This window comes from Pseudomonas sp. JH-2 (assembly GCF_036231725.1).
Lineage (GTDB): Bacteria > Pseudomonadota > Gammaproteobacteria > Pseudomonadales > Pseudomonadaceae > Pseudomonas > Pseudomonas delhiensis.
The window spans coordinates 17,240-30,974 of record NZ_JAZAQP010000037.1 but is presented as its reverse complement, the minus strand read 5'-3'; the positions used below and the strand labels follow the sequence as shown (position 1 = coordinate 30,974).

Annotated in this window: 12 protein-coding genes and 1 pseudogene; 5 read left to right on the top strand and 8 right to left on the bottom strand. The window is 70.3% G+C overall.

Annotation, left to right across the window (positions count from 1 at the left end):
• The first annotated feature begins 18 nt into the window (after nucleotides 1–18).
• The 3 genes from VV867_RS22215 to VV867_RS22205 all read left to right on the top strand — a co-directional run bounded on the left by VV867_RS22215 (nucleotide 19) and on the right by VV867_RS22205 (nucleotide 2,096).
• Complete coding sequence (locus tag VV867_RS22215) at nucleotides 19–1,338, top strand: ammonium transporter (RefSeq protein ID WP_425343553.1); 1,320 nt, start codon at nucleotides 19–21, stop codon at nucleotides 1,336–1,338.
• A gap of 11 nt (nucleotides 1,339–1,349) precedes the next feature.
• Nucleotides 1,350–1,688: a P-II family nitrogen regulator gene (locus VV867_RS22210; protein WP_089392355.1), complete on the top strand. Its 339-nt coding sequence runs from the start codon at nucleotides 1,350–1,352 to the stop codon at nucleotides 1,686–1,688.
• Nucleotides 1,689–1,754: 66 nt separating this feature from the next.
• Nucleotides 1,755–2,096: a DMT family transporter gene (locus tag VV867_RS22205; RefSeq protein WP_109934972.1), complete on the top strand. Its 342-nt coding sequence runs from the start codon at nucleotides 1,755–1,757 to the stop codon at nucleotides 2,094–2,096.
• Between the two features lie 273 nt (nucleotides 2,097–2,369).
• Here the strand turns inward: VV867_RS22205 and VV867_RS31205 are convergent.
• The 8 genes and pseudogenes from VV867_RS31205 to VV867_RS22165 form a co-directional block, all read right to left on the bottom strand.
• Nucleotides 2,370–2,948: pseudogene (locus VV867_RS31205) on the bottom strand (methyl-accepting chemotaxis protein); the annotation flags it as partial.
• A 458-nt stretch (nucleotides 2,949–3,406) separates the two neighbouring features.
• Nucleotides 3,407–5,752, bottom strand: coding sequence for a DUF1989 domain-containing protein (locus VV867_RS22195; RefSeq protein WP_328567579.1), 2,346 nt, complete (start codon nucleotides 5,750–5,752; stop codon nucleotides 3,407–3,409).
• A gap of 49 nt (nucleotides 5,753–5,801) precedes the next feature.
• The gene (locus tag VV867_RS22190) at nucleotides 5,802–7,172 is read right to left on the bottom strand and encodes a flavin-containing monooxygenase (RefSeq protein WP_109934969.1); all 1,371 of its coding nucleotides are present in this window, start codon (nucleotides 7,170–7,172) and stop codon (nucleotides 5,802–5,804) included.
• A gap of 25 nt (nucleotides 7,173–7,197) precedes the next feature.
• Nucleotides 7,198–8,055 (bottom strand): formyltetrahydrofolate deformylase, encoded by an 858-nt coding sequence (gene purU / locus VV867_RS22185; protein ID WP_089392350.1) that lies wholly within the window; start codon nucleotides 8,053–8,055, stop codon nucleotides 7,198–7,200.
• A gap of 52 nt (nucleotides 8,056–8,107) precedes the next feature.
• A complete protein-coding gene (locus tag VV867_RS22180) occupies nucleotides 8,108–9,238 on the bottom strand; it encodes an aminomethyltransferase family protein (RefSeq protein ID WP_275626726.1) in 1,131 nt (376 codons plus the stop codon).
• Nucleotides 9,239–9,270: 32 nt separating this feature from the next.
• Nucleotides 9,271–10,287, bottom strand: coding sequence for a heme-dependent oxidative N-demethylase family protein (locus tag VV867_RS22175; protein WP_328567578.1), 1,017 nt, complete (start codon nucleotides 10,285–10,287; stop codon nucleotides 9,271–9,273).
• 13 nt (nucleotides 10,288–10,300) lie between these two features.
• Nucleotides 10,301–11,227 (bottom strand): PDR/VanB family oxidoreductase, encoded by a 927-nt coding sequence (locus VV867_RS22170; RefSeq protein WP_328567577.1) that lies wholly within the window; start codon nucleotides 11,225–11,227, stop codon nucleotides 10,301–10,303.
• The gene (locus VV867_RS22165) at nucleotides 11,224–11,754 is read right to left on the bottom strand and encodes a dimethylamine monooxygenase subunit DmmA family protein (protein WP_089392346.1); all 531 of its coding nucleotides are present in this window, start codon (nucleotides 11,752–11,754) and stop codon (nucleotides 11,224–11,226) included. The genes VV867_RS22170 and VV867_RS22165 overlap by 4 nt, the downstream gene beginning before the upstream one ends.
• A 244-nt stretch (nucleotides 11,755–11,998) precedes the next feature.
• On the opposite strand from VV867_RS22165, the gene VV867_RS22160 reads away from it, so the two are divergent.
• Nucleotides 11,999–13,129, top strand: coding sequence for a sensor histidine kinase (locus tag VV867_RS22160; RefSeq protein WP_328567576.1), 1,131 nt, complete (start codon nucleotides 11,999–12,001; stop codon nucleotides 13,127–13,129).
• Entirely contained in the window at nucleotides 13,098–13,730 is a 633-nt protein-coding gene (locus VV867_RS22155; RefSeq protein ID WP_109935287.1) for a response regulator, read from the top strand. Before VV867_RS22160 ends, VV867_RS22155 begins: the two co-directional genes overlap by 32 nt.
• The last annotated feature ends 5 nt before the right edge of the window (nucleotides 13,731–13,735 follow it).

The window sequence follows — 13,735 nt, the reverse complement described above, 5'->3', positions numbered from 1 at the left end:
GGTTGGAGGCAACAGGCAATGATCCGGTTTTCACATGTGAGCCGCAGTATGTTGGGCCTTTCCCTGCTGTTCGGCAGTGTCGCCGCCCTGGCGGACGAGGCGCCGCCGGCGATCAACAGCGGCGACACCGCCTTCGTCGCGCTCTGCTCGCTGGTGGTGCTGCTGATGACCCTGCCGGGCCTGGCGCTGTTCTACGGCGGCATGGCGCGGACCAAGAACGTGCTGTCGATCCTCATGCAGGTGTTCTGCACCGCGTCGCTGATGTCGGTGTTGTTCGCCGTCTACGGCTACAGCCTGACCTTCACCGACGGCGGCGCGCTGCAGTCGGTGATCGGCGGCCTGGACAAGCTGTTCATGGTCGGCATCACCAAGGACTCGGTGGTCGGCACCATCCCCGAGTACCTGTACTTCCTGTTCATGCTGCTGTTCGCCGCCATCACCCCGGCGATCATCGTCGGCGCCTTCGCCGAGCGCATGAAGTTCGGTGCGGTCATGGTGTTCATGGCGGTGTGGCTGACCATCAACTACATCCCCATGGCGCACATGGCCTGGGGCGGCGGCTGGGTGTTCAACCTGGGCGTGCAGGACTTCGCCGGCGGCAACGTGGTGCACCTCAACGTCGGCATCGCCTCGCTGGTGGGCGCCTGGCTGCTGGGCCGCCGCCGCGGCTTCGGCACCGCCACCCTGGCGCCGCACAACATGACCATGACGCTCACCGGCGGCTCGCTGCTGTGGGTGGGCTGGCTGGGCTTCTGCGGCGGCTGCGCGCTGGCCGCCAGCGGCTTCGCCATGCTGGTGATGGTCAACACCATGCTCGCCAGCTGCGCCGGCGCCCTGGCCTGGATGCTGGTGGAGTGGCAGCACAAGGGCCGGCCGAGCCTGTTCGGCGCGGTCTCCGGCGCCATCGCCGGGCTGGTGGCGATCACCCCGGCCTGCGGCTACGTCGGCCCCATGGGCGCCATCCTGCTCGGCCTGATCGCAGGCCCGGTGTGCGTCTGGTCGGTGGACAAGCTCAAGCCGATGATCGGCCTGGACGACGCCTTCGACGTGTTCGGCGTGCACGGCGTGGCCGGCATCCTCGGCGGCCTGCTGACCCCGGTGTTCGCCCTCGGCGCCATCGGCGGCCAGGGCTTCCCCGAGGGCCGCGGGCTGTTCGACCAGCTGCTGGTCAATGGCGGCGTGCTGCTGTTCAGCATCGGCTTCTCGGCCATCACCAGCCTGGTCGCCTTCAAGGTGGCCGCGGCGCTGTGCGGCGGGCTGCGCGTGGACGAGGAAGCCGAGGTGGACGGGCTGGACCTCTCCGCCCACGGCGAAGTCGGCTACAAGTACTCCAACTGAGGATCGCCACCATGAAACTCATCACCGCGATCATCAAGCCGTTCCGCCTGGACGACGTGCGCCTGGCGCTGACCGAGGCCGGCGTGCACGGCGTGACCGCCACCGAGGTCAAGGGCTACGGCCGGCAGAAGGGCCATTCGGAGGTCTACCGGGGCGCCGAGTACGTCGTGGAATTGCTGCCCAAGGTGAAGCTGGAGGTGGTGGTCGCCGACGCCCTGTGCCAGGCCGCCGTCGACGCCATCCTCAAGGCGGCGCGCACCGGCAAGATCGGCGACGGCAAGGTGTTCGTCCAGGACCTGGAGAGCATCGTGCGCATCCGCACCGGCGAGCTGGGCGAAGACGCCGTCTGAGCCCCTCGCGACACCCTGCGCCGACGCCCCGCGTCGGCGTTCTTTTTGGGAAAGGAGAAATGACCGATGGCCTGGTTGAACGGCTGGGGCTACCTGGTCCTGGCGGGGCTCTGCGAAGTGCTCTACGCCTCGATCATCCCCCGCACCGAGGGCTTCACCCGGCTGGGGCCGAGCCTGTACTGCGGGGTGTTCCTGGCGCTGAGCATCTACCTGCTGAGCCTGTCCGTGCGCGAGCTGCCGCTGGGCCTGGCCTACGCCGTCTGGGTGGGTATCGGCACCCTGGGGACGGTGGCCTACGGCAGCCTGTTCCTCGGCGAACCGCTGGGGGCGCTGAAGGCGCTGTGCCTGGTGATGATCGTGGGTGGGATCGTCGGGCTGAAGCTGGTGGGGGGAGGGCAGGTGGCGTAGGAGGCCATCGTGGATGCTGTCCCATTCGCGCCATTGCCATGTAGGAGCGCGCCCTGCGCGCGAAATCGCGGGCAGGGCCCGCTCCTACAGGGGGATAGAGGTGTTGGGGTTGAGAGCGCCCTCTCCCCAGCCCTCTCCCTGAAGGGAGAGGGCTGGGGAGAGGGGACGGCGTTCATCTCAAGCACAGCTGCTGCCGGCGAGCACCGTTCGCGAGCAAGAGCTAGGCGCCCCCTCGATCCTATGAAAAGCGTGCGCCCTGCCAGTTCAGTGCTGCTGCAGCATCGCCTGGATCTGCTGCACCGATTCCTGGGTGCGCCGCGCCAGGTTGCGCACCTCGTCGGCCACCACGGCGAAGCCGCGGCCCTGGTCGCCGGCGCGGGCGGCTTCGATGGCGGCGTTGAGGGCCAGCAGGTTGGTCTGTTCGGCGATGCCGCGGATCACCCCGGCCACCTGGGCGATCTGCCCGTAGGTGGCCTGGATGTTCGCCTGCTCGCGTTCGTGCAGGGCCGCGGCGGCTTTCTCGTCGCTGATCTCGCGCACCGCGCCGGTGACGTACACCAGCCGACCGCGGCCGTCGCGCAGGCAGCGGCCGCGTTCGCGGAACCAGACCTCGCCGCGGGTCTTGTGGCGCATGCGGTATTCCACTGCGTAGGAACCGTCGCCGCTGGCGTCGGCCATGGCGGCGTTGAAGGTCTGCATGACCGCCTTCAGGTCGTCCGGGTTGACCACGCCGAAGTAGCTGTCCCAGCCGTCGGGGAATTCCTCGCGCCTGTAGCCGATCAGCTCGCGGAACTGCTCGGACCAGCGGATCAGGTTGTGCGGGTGGTCGGGGTCGCCGTTGACCACGTTCATCGCCCAGCAGCCCTCGGTGAGGGTGCGCTGGGTCAGCTCCCAGACCTCGCGTTCCTCCTGCCATTGGCGGCGCTCGGCCTCCAGGGCCGTCAGCTGACCCTGCTGCTGTTCCAGCTCGCCGCGCAATTGCAGGTTCTGCTGTTCGGCCTGGGCCAGGCGTTTCGTCAGCGCGGCGTATTCCTCGGCGCTGCAGGGCGGCGGCGCCTGGCGTTCGGCGTGCTGGCGGAAGCTCAACAGTTCGTGCCAGCCGCTCTGCAGGCGCTCCAGGCTGCTACGCAGGCGCGGTTCGCAGTGCCGCGGGGGCGCCGTGTCCGGTGCGCTGGGAAGCTGGTCGAGCCACTGGCCGAGTTCCTCGGCCAGGTTGCGGGATGCCTTGCTGAACCACATCGGCCTTTCCTCCTGGGGCTGCGAGCGACGTGTCTGGCTGCAGCCTTGCAAAAGCCACTCCAGAAAGCGCCTCAGGCGCGCACGCGGCTCTTCTGCGGGTCGTAGGCCACGGTGCCGGCGGCCACCCGCGCGGGGATGCGCTTCTGCTGGCCGTCGAGCTTGCCGACCTGCACCGGCGTGCCCGGCTCGCAGTAACCCACGTCCAGCCTGCACAGGGCGATGTTCCTGCCCAGCAGCGGCGAGCGGGTGGCGCTGGTGATTACGCCCACCTGGGCGCGGCCGACGTGCACGCAGTCGCCGTGGTGCGCCGTCTCGTTACCCTCCAGTTCCAGCCCCACCAGGCGGCGTTGCGGGTTGGCGCTGCGCCTTAGCAGGGCATCCTTGCCGATGAAGTCGGCCTGCTTGGTCTTCAGCGGCACGCAGAAGCCGATGCCGGCCTCGAAGGGGTCGGTCTGGTCGTCGAACTCGTAGCCGGCGAACACCAGCCCGGCCTCGATGCGCAGCGTGTCCAGCGCGTGCAGGCCCAGGGGCACCAGGCCCAGGGGCTCGCCCAGTTGCCACAGGCGGTTCCACACGGCCATGGCGTCGCTCGGGTGGCACCACAGCTCGTAGCCCAGCTCGCCGGTGTAGCCGGTACGCGATACCATCAGCGGCGGGCCGTTGTAGTCGTCCAGGCGGCCGCTGAGGAAGCGGAACCAGCCCAGGTCCTCCAGCTTCGGCTGGGTGCCCGGCGTCCACACCATGCCCTTGAGCAGTTCGCGGGCCAGCGGGCCCTGCACGGCGATGTTGTGGATCTGCTCGGAAGCGCTCTTCACCCACACCTTCATGCCCAGCTTCTGCGCCTGCTCGCGCAGCCAGTCGCCGGCGTAGTCCTCGCCGCCGATCCAGCGGAAGGCGTCCGGCCCCAGGCGCAGCAGGGTGCCGTCGTCGAGCATGCCGCCGTGCTCGTAGCACATGGCCGAGTAGACCACCTGGCCCACCGCGAGCTTGCGCACGTCGCGGGTCAGGCAGTAGTCCAGCAGTGCCTCGGCGTCGGGGCCCAGCACCTCGAACTTGCGCAGGGCGGAAAGGTCCATCACCGCCACCTTCTCGCGGCAGCCGTGGTACTCCTCGATGGCGCCGTAGCCGTCGAAGTGGGTCGGCGTCCAGAAGCCGCGGTAGTCGACGAACTGCCGGGTGAGGGCGGAGGTGCCGGGGTGGAAGCCGCTTTCGCGGGTCAGCACCGGGTCGGCGTCGGGCGTCTTGCGGTTGGCCATGGCGATACTGAAACGCTCCTTTTCGCTGTACACGCGGACGTGGATGTCGGTGGGCTGCCAGCCGTTGGCCGGGTCGATGTCGTCGGGGCAGGAGCTGCTGGCGCAGACCAGGTCGGTCATGGCGCGCAGCAGCACGTAGTCGCCGGGGCGCGACCAGGGCTCGTCGAGGGTCAGCTGCTGGTGCGCGTCCACCCCGGTGTTGAAGAAGAAGTTGATCGCCGGCCAGCCGGCGCGGCCGCGCACGCCGTGGGCGGCGAGGGCGCGGCTGAGGTTGTCGCTGCAGTTGGCGTGGCCGAAGTAGCCCTGGGCCTCGTAGTAGCGCGCGGTGCAGGCCAGGGCGAAGGTGTCGTGGCGGCCCACGGTGTCGCGCAGCACTTCCAGCATCGGCTGCAGGTCGCGGTCGTAGAAGCGGCTGTACAGGCCCGGGCCGGGGTAGGCGTTGCCGTTGAGGGTGCGGGTGACGGTGGGGTCGAGGTCGATCTCGCGGCCGGCGTCCAGGCCGCGGCGGTCGAAGGCGACGAAGTCCGAGCACTGCCGGCCGGCGACGTCGAGCACCTGGATGTATTGCCCGGCGGCGACTGTGTAGGCGTTGGCTGTGCCGGGGCGGATGGTGAATTCGTCCAGCACCTCGCCCAGCGGCACCGGCAGCGGCGGGGCGAGCACCTGGCGCGGGTTGGCGCGGTGCACCAGCAGGCGCAGCTCGCTGGCCCGCGCCTGGCTGTCCACCGCCGTGCGTCCGCCGGGGGCGGCGACCAGCACCAGCAGCGCCGCACCGGCGTCGAGTGTGCGGCTGTAGCCGGCCGGCGTACCGCTCTCCCACAGCCGCGCGGGGCTCGGCAAGTGGCGGCAGTCGACGCCGCGCCGCGCCAGGCCGGCGCTGACGTGGGCGGCCTCGCGGCTGCCGTCGTGCAGCAGGTGGTGGATGAAGGCGGCGCCGGGGCTGGGCGCCAGGCCGAGTTCGGCCAGCGCCGGCCGGCCGTCGGTGGTGAAGGCCAGCAGCTCGGCGGCCTGGTCGCCTTCCAGGTCGACGACCTGCAGGCGGTCGCCGGCTTCCAGGGCCAGCACGGTCAGGCCGCCGGGGGCGACGCGGTGGCGCTCCAGCGCCGGGGCGCGGGCGAACAGGGCCGGCTCCAGGGGGCGGCTCGTCACGGGCAGGTTCATTCTCGTGCTCCACGCAAGGCGGGGCGGCGGGGCCGCCCCGGGAGAGGGCTCAGAGGGCTTTCCTGAGCTGGTCCACCGGCTGGTCGGCCAGGTAGGCCTCCAGCGAATCGTCCAGGGCCTGCAGCCAGGGCGTGTGGTGCGGCGTGGCGAGGGTGCCGGTGATCAGCGAGCGGTGGCACTTGTCGCGGTAGCCCATGATGTTTTCGTACTTGTCCTGCTTCCATTGCAGGAAGGTGTTGTTCACCTCGGCGATGTCGAAGCTGGGGTAGTCGGTGGCCTCGATCAGCTGGCGGATGTACTCGCCCTGGAACTCGAACATCTGCCGGGCGTTCTCCAGGGTTTCCTCCTCCTGGCGCCAGGCCAGGTCCTCGGCGCGCATCAGCGCCGGCTCCGGCAGGGCGATGCGCCCGAGGATGACGTCGCGGGCGTACCAGGCCTGGGCGTCGAACATGTTGAAGCTGTACCACTGGTCCTGCATGCCGAGGTAGATCAGCCGCGGGTTCTGCTCCCAGAACACGCCCTTGTAGAGGTTCAGCGGCCACAGGCGGTTGTCGGTCTTCAGCCGCAGCTCCTCGGGCAGGAAGGGGAAGTGGTGCTTGTAGCCGGTGCACAGGATGATGGCGTCGACGCGCTTGCTGCTGCCGTCGGCGAAGAAGGCGGTGCTGCCCTTGACGCGGGTGAGCAGCGGCTTTTCCTCCCAGTTCTCCGGCCACTTGTAGCCCATCGGCGCGCTGCGGTAGCAGCTGGTGATGGAGCGCGCGCCGTACTTGAAGCACTGCGAGCCGATGTCCTCGGCCGAGTAGCTGCCGCCGACGATGAGCACGTCCTTGCCCTGGAATTCCAGGGCGTCGCGGAAGTCGTGGGCGTGCAGCACGCGCCCGGCGAAGCTCTCGAAGCCGTCGAAGTAGGGCACGTTGGGCGTGGAGAAGTGGCCGCTGGCGACCACCACGTAGTCGAAGGCCTCGCTGTAGGTGCGGTCGTCGTCGTAGCTGTGGGCGGTGACCTCGAAGGTGCCGCTGGCCTCGTCCCAGGTGACGTTGCGCACCGTGGTGTTGAAGCGGATGTAGGGGCGCACGCCGGCCTTGACCACGCGGCCCTTGATGTAGTCCCAGAGCACCTCGCGCGGCGGGTAGGAGCCCATGGGCCGGCCGAAGTGCTCGTCGAAGCTGTAGTCGGCGAACTCCAGGCATTCCTTCGGCCCGTTGGACCAGAGGTAGCGGTACATGCTGCCGTGCACCGGCTCGCCGTGCTCGTCCAGGCCGGTGCGCCAGGTGTAGTTCCACATGCCGCCCCAGTCGGCCTGCTTCTCGAAGCAGACCAGTTCGGGAATGTCGGCGCCTTTTTCCTTCGCCGACTGGAAGGCGCGCAGCTGGGCCAGGCCGCTGGGGCCGGCGCCGATGATGGCGACTCTTTGCTTCATGTCCGGTGCTCCACGTTCGTAGTTGTCAGGAGAAGATCACGGTCTTGTCGCGGTTGATGAACACGCGGTGCTGCAGGTGGTACTTGAGCGCCCGGGAGAGGGCGACGGTCTCGGTGGCGCGGCCGATGGCCACCAGCGCCTCGGGGCTGTAGGCGTGGTCCACGCGCTGCACTTCCTGCTCGATGATCGGGCCCTCGTCGAGGTCGCTGGTGACGTAGTGCGCGGTGGCGCCGATCAGCTTCACGCCACGCTCGTAGGCCTGGTGGTAGGGCTTGGCGCCCTTGAAGCCGGGCAGGAACGAGTGGTGGATGTTGATGGCCTTGCCGGAGAGCTGCCTGCACAGGTCGTCGGAGAGGATCTGCATGTAGCGGGCGAGCACCACCAGTTCGGTGCCGGTCTCGGCGACGATCTTCAGCAGCTCGGCTTCCTGCTGGGCCTTGGTGTCTTTCGTCACCGGCAGGTAGATGAAGCGGATGCCCTCGCGCTCGGCCATGGGGCGCAGGTCGAGGTGGTTGGAGACGATGGCGGTGATCTGCATGTCCAGCTCGCCCTTGGCGTGGCGGTAGAGCAGGTCGGCCAGGCAGTGGTCGAACTTGCTGACCATCAGCAGCACGCGCATCGGCCGCTGGCTGTCGAACAGCTGCCAGTGCATGTCGAAGGGCACGGCGACGTCCTCGAAGCCGTCGCGCAGGGCCTGGATGTCGCCCTTGGCGTCGGCGTCGAAGCGGAACACGGCGCGCATGAAGAAGCGCCCGGTGATCTCGTCGTCGAACTGCGACAGCTCGCTGATGTAGCACTGCCGCCCGGCCAGGTAGGTGCTGACGGCGGCGACTATCCCGGAGCGCGCCGGGCAGTCGATGGTGAGGATGTAGTGGGTGTCCATTTGCGTTCTCGCGGCGTGGTGGAAGGCCGCCCGGCGGGCCGGGCGGAGGCGCTCAGCCCTTGGCGGTGCGCTTCTTCTTCTCGGGGTCGTCGAAGGGCAGGGTGTGGGCGATGGCGCTGGTCTGCAGGCTGCCGCGCACCTGCAGCGGCACGCCCTGCTCGGCGCAGTCGGTGCTCAGGCGGGCGATGGCCATGGAACGGCCGGTGAGGCGCGAGTACATGGCGCAGGTGATCAGCCCCACCTCCTGGCCGGCGTGCCACAGGGTGTCGCCGGCCTGGGCCGCCTGCTCGCCGTCGAGCAGCACGCCGAAGATGCGGAAGCGCTCCTGGCCCTTGAGCCGGTAGTGCTCGCCGGCGCCGCGGAAGTCCTGCTTGCCGGGCGACACCGTGAAGTCCAGGCCCAGCTCCCAGAGGCTGTCGCCGGCCTTCTCGTCGGCGAAGGGGTACATCTGCGAGTTGTCGTAGGGGTAGAACAGCAGGTAGCTCTCCACCCGCAGCCAGTCCAGGGCGGTGAAGGCGCAGGGGATGATGCCCAGGTCCTTGCCCTTTTCCAGGATGCCGTCCCAGATCGCCGGGGCGTCGGCGGCCTTGCAGAAAATCTCGTAGCCGCGCTCGCCGGTGTAGCCGGTGCGCGAGATCATCACCGGGTGCCCGAACAGCTTGCCCTGCAGGTGGTGGAAGTAGGGCAGCTCGCGGATGCCCGGCACGTGCTCGGCGAGGAAGTCCACCGCCAGCGGGCCCTGCAGCGACAGGTCGTGCAGGTCGTCGTCGAACAGCACCGCGACCTGGCGGCCCTGGGCCGAGCGGATCAGCATCTCGTGGCCGACGCCGGCGCCGTGCACCACCATGAAGGCGTTGGGGCCGGTGCGGTAGACGATGCAGTCGTCGGCGAACTTGCCGTCCTCGTCGAGCATGCAGGCGTACACCGACTTGCCCGGGTACAGCTTGGAAATGTCGCGGGTGGTGGCCCAGTCCAGCAGGCTCTCGGCGTGGGGGCCGACGTAGTGCACCTTCTTCAGCCCGGACACGTCCATCAGCCCGGCGCGGGTGCGGATCGCCTCGTGGTGGTCGGCGAGGTCGCTGGCGTAGGTCCAGGCGGTGCCCATGCCGTTCCAGTCCTCGAGTTTGGAGCCAAGTGCCAGGTGGCGTTCACGCAGGGCGCTGATGCGCCAGGAATTGGCCATGGGGTGATCCTCTTGTAGTGGGTGGCGGTTCTTCAGGCTTGCGGATCGAACGGCCGCAGCCAGTCGAGCAGGGCGCCGCGGTAGCGGGTCAGGCCCTTGTAGTCGGCGATCGGCTCGGGCAGGTCGCGCAGCACGCGGTACAGGCGCCGGGCCCAGTGCGGCTGGGTGGCCAGCTCGTTCATGCCGATCAGGTAGGTGCGGATGCTGAACATCAGCGCATGGCTGCGCGGCAGGCGCGCCATCACCTGCAGCTCCACGCGCAGGTGCACCAGCTCGCCCGCGTTCTGCGCGGTGACGGTGCCGCGGTCGGTGCCCCATTCGTGGTAGGTCTCGGGCGAAGTATCCAGGCGCGGGTTGATGGTCATGGTCCAGTTCAGCCGGCGCATCGGCTGGCCCACCTGCAGGTTCAGCAGGTACTTCAGGGCGCGGTCGAAAATGCCCATCTGGTGCGCCATGGGCACCGGCGAGTGCCACTGCTTGAAGCTCATGCCGGCGTCGAAGGCCAGCGACCAGTCGGCCGGCCCGGTGACCATGCCGGCGTCCATGAACAGGTCGCCGTCGCGCTGGTCGAGCAGGGCGAAGTCGCCCTGCACCTGGCGGGTGATGTATTCCAGCGGCTCGCAGGGCAGGGTGGCGGCGTCGCCGTAGGTGAAGTGCTGGTGGATGCCCAGGGCCAGGTTGCGCCACTCCCAGCGCTCGCCCTCGCGGCGCAGCTGGAAGTACTGCGGGTAGTCGCTGGCCAGGCGCTCCATCAGCAGCGCCAGGGCGTCCCAGGCGGCCGGCTGCATGTGCGGCATCACCAGGCAGCGCGACGGGTCGCGCTCCAGCACCAGGGCGCGCTCGGCCACCTCGGAGCGGTAGTGCTCGTCGATGTCGAACAGGTGCTCGAACACCGAACCCGGGTCGCGGGAGACCGCCGGCTCGATGTTCACCGAGTACTGGTACTGGTCTTCCGGGAAGGGGAACGGGAAGCGGCGGATGGCCTCCGGGCTGTTGGCGAAGCTGAAGGCCTCGCGGTAGCGCTCCACCGGCTTGAGGGTCGTGGGCATGGCGTCGGGTCTCCTAGAGGTCGAGCAGGATCGGGCCGCAGCCACGGGATACGCAGGGCATCAGGCTGCCTTCGCGTTCGCGGCTGTCGAGGAAGTGGTCGCGGTGCTCCACCTCGCCCTTGAGGTAGGGCGTGCGGCACTGGCCGCAGACTCCGCCGCGGCACAGGCTGGGCACTTCCACGCCGGCGCCTTCCAGGGCTTCGAGCAGGCTCTGCTCGGCGCCCACGTCCAACTGGCGGCCGCTGCGCGCCAGCTCCACGCGGAACGGCTGGCCGGGTTCGGGGGCGGCGAAGGCTTCCCAGTGCACCCGCGAGTCGCTCCAGCCCAGCGCCGCGGCCTGCTCGCGCAGGGCCAGCAGCAGGCGCTGCGGGCCGCAGGCGTAGACGTGGCTGCCCAGCGGGCGGTGGCGCAGCACCTGGTTGAGGTCCAGCGCGCGCTGCACGCCGTCGTATTCGTGTAGGCGCTCGCCCAGCAGCTCGCGCAACTCGCCCAGGTAGGCGTCGCTCAGGCCGGCGCGGTAGGCGTAGTGCAGTTCGAAGTCCGCGCCGCGGCGCAGCAGCTCGCGGCAGTGGGCGAGGAAGGGCGTGATGCCGATGCCGCCGGCCACCAGGATGTGCCGGCGCGCCTCGCCGTGCAGGGCGAACAGGTTGGCCGGCGCGCCGACGCGCAGCCGGTCGCCGACCTGCAGTTGCTCGTGCAGGTAGCGCGAGCCGCCGCGGGACTTTTCCTGGCGGCGCACGGCGATGCGGTAGTGGCTGCTGTCCGCCGGGTCGCTCAGCAGCGAGTAGGCGTTGCGCAGGCCGTTGGGCAGGCACAGCTGCACGTGGCTGCCGGCGGAGAAGCCGGGCAGCGCGCCGTCCATGGCCTCGAAGGTGAATTCGCGGATCACCGGGGTGACGGCGCGCACGGCGCTCACCCGCACGTCGAAGAAGGCGCTCATGGGCGGGCCTCCGCATAGGGCTGGTCGGCGTCGGCGCACACGCCCAGGTAGGCGCCCAGGCGCTGGGAGAAATGCCGCCGTACTTCGAGATGCACGCCGCAGTGCTGGCAGTCGTGGCGGTCGCCGCTGCCGGTGCCCTGCAAGGTGCCGCAGTGCACGCAGTACAGCGTGCGGGTGTCCTCGCCGCGGCGCAGCAGGTGGATCTCGTCGGGGCGCAGGCCGGCCTGGCGGGCCAGGGCGTGCAGCGGCCAGAGGAAGGCCTCGTCGCCGCACAGCAGCAACTGCAGGCCGACGCTGGCGCTGTCCAGGCGTTCCAGCAGGGCACGCTGCGGGCCCTGCGGGCCGCTGGCCAGCAGCTCCAGCTCGCCGGGGGCCAGGCCGAGGCGGCTGGCCAGGGCATGGGCGTAGTCGGCGTCGGCCCGCTGCATCACCAGCAGCGCGTGGCCGCCGGCCAGGCGCGGCAGGGCGTCGTAGCGGGGCAGGCTGGGCAGCGGCGGGGCGCTGCCGGAGAGAGCGGTATCGGTCATGGCTTCCTCGCTGGGTGGGCCGCCGCCGTGCCCGATCCTGAGGCGCGGGGCCTTGAGTTGGTGCGCATCCGGGCGCTGGCGGCGGCGAACTTTCGTGTTTCGCGTTGGGGAAGATATTTTCCTGATGCGAATAACCGCTCAATCCGCAGGAGGTGATATCTCCAAAGGGGTAAGGGCCGCGGGGAGGCCGCGCCGGGGGCATGAAAGTTGCTGTCTGTATGGCACTTGCGAACGAGGGCTGGGCATGGGTGCACGGCGTGCGGGGTGGCTGGATCGCTGGCGGCAACGATGGCTTGCAGGCGCCGTCGCGGCCGCGCCGCGGCGCGCCGAGGCCGAGCTGCTGCAGGGCCTGCTGGAGGAACCGGGCAACTGGGCGCCGCTGGCGCGCCTGCTCGCCGAGCTGGCGGCGGCCCATCCGGGGGCGGCGCCGTGCCTGCTGCTGGACGAGCCCGGCCTGGCGGAGCCGCTGCGGCGCCCGGCGGCCTTCTGCGCCGAGGCCGACTGCCCGCTGCGCGACCTGCCGGCCCTGCGCGCCGGCCCGTGCCGCCCCTGCCGGGCGCGCGGCGAGCCGCGCCAGCTCTGGCCGCTGGAGCAGGGCGGCCAGGCCGCGCTGGCGCTGCAGGACTTCACCGGCCGCCAGCACCGGGCGCTGCTGGCCTGGCTGCCGCTGCTGGCCGCCAGCGTCCACGGCATCACCCGGCAGCGTGCGCGGCTGCGCCTGGAGCGCCACGGCCAGGACACCCTGCTGGCCCGCGAGCTGCACGATTCGGTGGCCCAGCAGCTGGGCTTCCTGGCCTTCCAGGCGAACCGCCTGCAGGGCCAGCTGCAACGCCCGCAGCAGGCCGCGCCGCTGCTGGAGGAACTGCGCCACGGCCTGCAGGCGGTGCAGCGCCAGGTCCGCGAGCTGATCGGCAATGCCCGCCTGAGCCTGGACGGGCGCAGCCTGCGCCAGTCGCTGCTGGATTCGGTGGAGGAGTTCGGCCGGCGCAGCACCATCGTCTTCGAGCTGGACAACCGCCTGCCCGACGGCCTGCTCGACGACGAGCAGGCCCTGCAGGTGCTGCAGATCGTCCGCGAGGCGCTGGCCAACATCGTCCGCCACTCCCACGCGCGCACCGCGCGCATCGACCTGCGCCTGGCCCGGGGCGAGCTGCGGGTGGCGGTCGAGGACGACGGCATCGGCCTGCAGGCCAGCGGCGAGACCGGCCACTTCGGCCTGTCGATCATGCGCGAGCGGGCCCTGGCCATCGGCGCCAGCCTGAGCGTGAAGACCATCCCGCCACGGGGCACGCGGGTCGCGTTGCGGCTACCCGGCGTGGCCGCCCAACCGGAGGAGAAAGGCGATGCACAACGCCACCTTGCTGCTGATCGATGACCACCCGCTGTTCCGCCGCGGCCTGGCCGAGCTGTTCGGCGAAAGCGGCGAGTTCACCGTGGTCGGCCAGGCCTCCAGCGGCCGCGAGGGCATCAGCCTGGCCTGCCAGCTGAGCCCGGAGCTGATCCTGCTGGACCTGCACATGCCCGGCCTGGGCGGCCTGCAGGTGCTCGACGAGCTGCGCCAGCTGGAGCTGGACAGCCAGGTGATAGTGCTCACCGCCTCGGCCGAGCGCACCGAGCTGGCCGCCGCCCTGCGCCTGGGCGCCGAGGGCTACCTGCTCAAGGACACCGAGCCGGAGGCGCTGCTGGCCTACGTGCGCGGCTGCAGCCGCGGCTCGGTGCAGCTGGACGACAGCCTGGTGGCGCTGCTCGCCGAGCCCGCGCCGGCCGTGGCGCCGGCGGCGGACGAACTCACTGCCCGCGAGGGCCAGACCCTGGCGCTGATCGCCCAGGGCCTGAGCAACAAGCGCATCGCCCGCGAGCTGGGCATCAGCGACGGCACCGTGAAGATCTACGTGAAGAACCTGCTGCGCAAGTTCCACCTGGGCTCGCGCCTGGAACTGGCCGCCTGGGTCCACCGCGGCGGCGGCCTGCAATGAGGAGG

Coding starts and splice junctions, on each gene's coding strand:
- VV867_RS22215 (WP_425343553.1), top strand. CDS start 19: ATGATCCGGTTTTCACATGTGAGCCGCAGTATGTTGGGCCTTTCCCTG.
- VV867_RS22210 (WP_089392355.1), top strand. CDS start 1,350: ATGAAACTCATCACCGCGATCATCAAGCCGTTCCGCCTGGACGACGTG.
- VV867_RS22205 (WP_109934972.1), top strand. CDS start 1,755: ATGGCCTGGTTGAACGGCTGGGGCTACCTGGTCCTGGCGGGGCTCTGC.
- VV867_RS22195 (WP_328567579.1), bottom strand. CDS start 5,752: ATGAACCTGCCCGTGACGAGCCGCCCCCTGGAGCCGGCCCTGTTCGCC.
- VV867_RS22190 (WP_109934969.1), bottom strand. CDS start 7,172: ATGAAGCAAAGAGTCGCCATCATCGGCGCCGGCCCCAGCGGCCTGGCC.
- purU (WP_089392350.1), bottom strand. CDS start 8,055: ATGGACACCCACTACATCCTCACCATCGACTGCCCGGCGCGCTCCGGG.
- VV867_RS22180 (WP_275626726.1), bottom strand. CDS start 9,238: ATGGCCAATTCCTGGCGCATCAGCGCCCTGCGTGAACGCCACCTGGCA.
- VV867_RS22175 (WP_328567578.1), bottom strand. CDS start 10,287: ATGCCCACGACCCTCAAGCCGGTGGAGCGCTACCGCGAGGCCTTCAGC.
- VV867_RS22170 (WP_328567577.1), bottom strand. CDS start 11,227: ATGAGCGCCTTCTTCGACGTGCGGGTGAGCGCCGTGCGCGCCGTCACC.
- VV867_RS22165 (WP_089392346.1), bottom strand. CDS start 11,754: ATGACCGATACCGCTCTCTCCGGCAGCGCCCCGCCGCTGCCCAGCCTG.
- VV867_RS22160 (WP_328567576.1), top strand. CDS start 11,999: ATGGGTGCACGGCGTGCGGGGTGGCTGGATCGCTGGCGGCAACGATGG.
- VV867_RS22155 (WP_109935287.1), top strand. CDS start 13,098: ATGCACAACGCCACCTTGCTGCTGATCGATGACCACCCGCTGTTCCGC.